This window comes from Micromonospora sp. D75, from assembly GCF_018070405.1.
GTDB classification, from domain to species: domain Bacteria; phylum Actinomycetota; class Actinomycetes; order Mycobacteriales; family Micromonosporaceae; genus Micromonospora; species Micromonospora chalcea.
This window is the reverse complement of sequence record NZ_JAGPXV010000668.1, coordinates 1-3,119: the sequence shown is the minus strand read 5'-3', so window position 1 is coordinate 3,119 and position 3,119 is coordinate 1. Positions and strand designations below refer to the sequence as shown.

The 3,119-nt window shown below is 74.2% G+C and carries 3 protein-coding genes; all 3 read right to left on the bottom strand.

From position 1 onward, the window contains the following. Nucleotides 1-121: 121 nt before the first annotated feature. The 3 genes from KBX39_RS27405 to KBX39_RS27395 are packed head-to-tail and all read right to left on the bottom strand — an operon-like array spanning nt 122 to nt 2,930. Complete coding sequence (locus KBX39_RS27405) at nt 122-1,066, bottom strand: ABC transporter substrate-binding protein (protein WP_043325074.1); 945 nt, start codon at nt 1,064-1,066, stop codon at nt 122-124. Nucleotides 1,067-1,098: 32 nt separating this feature from the next. Then, entirely contained in the window at nt 1,099-1,941 is an 843-nt protein-coding gene (locus KBX39_RS27400; RefSeq protein WP_069089928.1) for an ABC transporter ATP-binding protein, read from the bottom strand. Then, nucleotides 1,938-2,930, bottom strand: coding sequence for an iron chelate uptake ABC transporter family permease subunit (locus tag KBX39_RS27395; RefSeq protein WP_233514692.1), 993 nt, complete (start codon nt 2,928-2,930; stop codon nt 1,938-1,940). The genes KBX39_RS27400 and KBX39_RS27395 overlap by 4 nt, the downstream gene beginning before the upstream one ends. Nucleotides 2,931-3,119 lie beyond the last annotated feature (189 nt).

The following is a 3,119-nucleotide window of genomic DNA, read 5'->3' as shown; positions in this document are numbered from 1 at the left end:
GCGGTGGCGATCACGGCGTTCGTGGTGGCGCTCAACGCGTTCCTGCTCTGGCAGCTGGCCGTCTGAACACGCCAGCGCCCGTCCGGCCCGGTGAGGCTGGACGGGCGCTGGTGATCGGGGCTCAGGCGGCCAGGTACTTCTCCAGGTCGTCCAGGATCTTGTTGGCGGCGCCCACGCCGATGCCGGTCATCCAGATCTCGTCGGAGACCACGTGCGCCTTGCCGGCCTTGACCGCGGACAGGCCCTTCCACAGCGTGCCGCCGGTGACCTTGGCCTGCTCGGCGGCGGCCTTCTCGCCGTACGCGGTCACGAACACCACGTCGCCGTCGGCCTCGGCGATGCGCTCCGGGCTGACCCGGTCCATCCGCTTGTCCTCCTTGCCGGCGAGCATCTGCCGCTCGGGGCGGCCCAGGCCGGTGTCGCCGACGACGATGCCGGAGAAGGAGTCCGGCCCGTACAGGCGGATCTCGGTCGGCATGAAGCGCACGATGGAGACCTTGCGGGACGCGGCGTCGCCGAGCTTCGCGCCGAAGTCCTTCGCCCGCTTCTCGTACTCGGCCAGCAGGTCCTTGGCCTGCTGCTCCTTGCCCAGCGCCGCGCCGTCGAGGAGGAAGTTCTCCTTCCAGGTGATGCCGACCTTCTCGGTGAAGACGGTCGGGGCGATCTTGGACAGCTCGTCGTAGAACTTCTCCTGGCGGAACTTGCTGCCCAGGATGAGGTCCGGGTTGAGCGCGTTGATCGCCTCCAGGTCCGGCTCGGTGAGCACGCCGACCTCGGTGATGCCGGCGAGCTTGTCCGCGCCGAAGTAGGTGGGCCAGCTCTTCGCCTCACCGGCGGTGGCCGCGCCGACCGGGGTGACGCCGAGCGACAGCGCGGTGTCGATCTTGTCGGTGTCGAGCACGACCACGCGCTTCGGCTCGGCCGGCACCTTCGTGGTGCCCATGGCGTGGGTGATCTCCCGGGTCTCCCCGGTGCCGGCGCCGCCGACGGGATCGCTCTCCCCGCAGGCGGTGAGACCGACGCCGAGGGCGAGCGCGGCGGTGAGTGCGACGGCGAGACGACGCATGGTGTTCCTTTCGGTGGTGCGGGTCGGCGCGCTCAGGCGTCGCCGACGGGGACGCCGGCCGTGGCCGGCGTGGCGGCCGGAACGGCCGAGGTCTGGGTGAGGGCCGGCACCACGAGCGGGGCGCCGCTGACCGGGCAGGGCACGACCACGCAGTCCAGCCCGAACACGTCGCGGACCAGGTCGGCGGTGAGGATCTCGCGCGGCTCGCCGGCGGCGACCACCGCGCCGTCGCGCATGGCGATCAGGTGACCGGCGTACCGGGCCGCCTGGTTGAGGTCGTGCAGCACGGCCACCACGGTCCGGCCCCGCTCGGCGCGCAGCCGGTGCAGCAGGTCCAGCACCTCCACCTGGTGGGCCAGGTCGAGGTACGTGGTGGGCTCGTCCAGTAGCAGCGCGTCGGTGTCCTGGGCCAGCGTCATGGCGATCCACACCCGCTGGCGCTGGCCGCCGGAGAGCGTGTCCACCGCCCGGTCGGCCAGCCCGGCGACGTCGGCCAGCCGCATGGCTTCCTCGACCGCCCGGCCGTCCTCGGCCGACCACTGCCGCCACCAGCGCTGGTAGGGCTGCCGGCCGCGCCCGACCAGGTCGGCCACGGTGATCCCCTCGGGCACCAGCGGGCTCTGCGGCAGCACGCCGAGTCGCCGGGCCACGTCCCGGGTGGGCAGGTCCCGGATCGCCGCGCCGTCGAGCAGCACCGCGCCCCGCCGGGGCGTGAGCAGCCGGGCCATGGTGCGCAGCAGCGTCGACTTGCCGCAGGCGTTCGGGCCGACGATCACGGTGAACGTGTCGGCCGGCAGGTCGAGGTCCAGTCCGTCCAGCACGGTCCGGCCCTCGTAGCCGACGACCAGGTCGCGGGTGGACAGCAGCGCGGTCACGAGCGCCTCCCTCGGGTGCGCAGCAGCACGAAGATCAGGTACGGCCCGCCGATCGCCGCGGTCAGCACGCCGGCCGGCAGTTGGGTGGGCGCCAGCAGCCGCCGGGCGCCCAGGTCGGCGAGCACCAGCAGCAACGCGCCCAGCAGCGCGGCGCAGAGCAGCGGCGGTCGCTCGGTCCGGGCCAGCCGGCGGGCCACCTGCGGGGCGACGAGCGCCACGAAGTCCACCGCGCCCACCTGGGCGGTGACCATCGCGGCGGCCAGCACGCCGGTGCCGGCCAGGCCGATGCGCCGGGCCACCGGCCGCAGGCCGATCCCCCGCGCGGTGTCGTCGTCGAGCGTGCTGCTGCGCAGCGCCCAGCCGGCCCAGAGGAGCACCGGCAGCAGCACGGCGAGCGTGCCGGCGATCCAGGCCGCCTCGCTCCACCCCTTGCCGGCGAGCGTGCCGATGAGCCAGATCTGCGCGCGCAGCCCGTCGATCGGGTCGGCGGTGAGCATGACGACCTCGATCAGCGCCCGGAACGCGAACGCCACCGCCACGCCGGCGAGCACGAACCGCTGGGCGGCCAGGCCGTGCCGGGCGCCGAGCGCGAACACCACCACCGCGGCGGCCAGGCCGCCGAGCAGCGCCGCCGGCGCCACCAGCACCGCCGCCGCGCCGCTGGTCAGCGCGATCGTGGCGGCCAGCCCGGCGCCCTGGGTGACGCCGATGACGTCAGGGCTGGCCAGGGGGTTGCGGGCCACGCTCTGGATCAGCGTGCCGGCCACGCCGAAGGCCGCACCGGCCACCGCCGCGAGGACCGCGCGGGGCAGTCGCAGGTCGCGCACCACGAGGTCGTACGGGGTGCCCGCGCCGGAGAGCGACCGCACCACGTCGACGGGGGCCACGTACGGCGTCCCCAGCGACAGGCTGACCACCACCGCGAGGCAGAGCAGCACGAACAGCACCAGCGCCAGAACGACAGGACGCCACCGGAACGGCACCGCCACCGCCGCCCCGACCCGCAGAACCCCGCGCCCGCCCCCCAGCGGCCCACGTCGTTGATCTTGCACTTGCTGCCCCGACGGCGCCGGGATCGCCCCTTTCGCCGGGGCGGCAAGTGCAAGATCGCGGGAGTCTGTGCGGGGGACCGGGGTGGTCATGTCGTCACCGTTTTGGCTCGGTGGACCAGGTAGGCC

Bases quoted from the DNA above. Each gene is read 5' to 3' on its own strand.
- KBX39_RS27405 (WP_043325074.1), bottom strand. From the start codon at position 1,066: ATGCGTCGTCTCGCCGTCGCACTCACCGCCGCGCTCGCCCTCGGCGTC.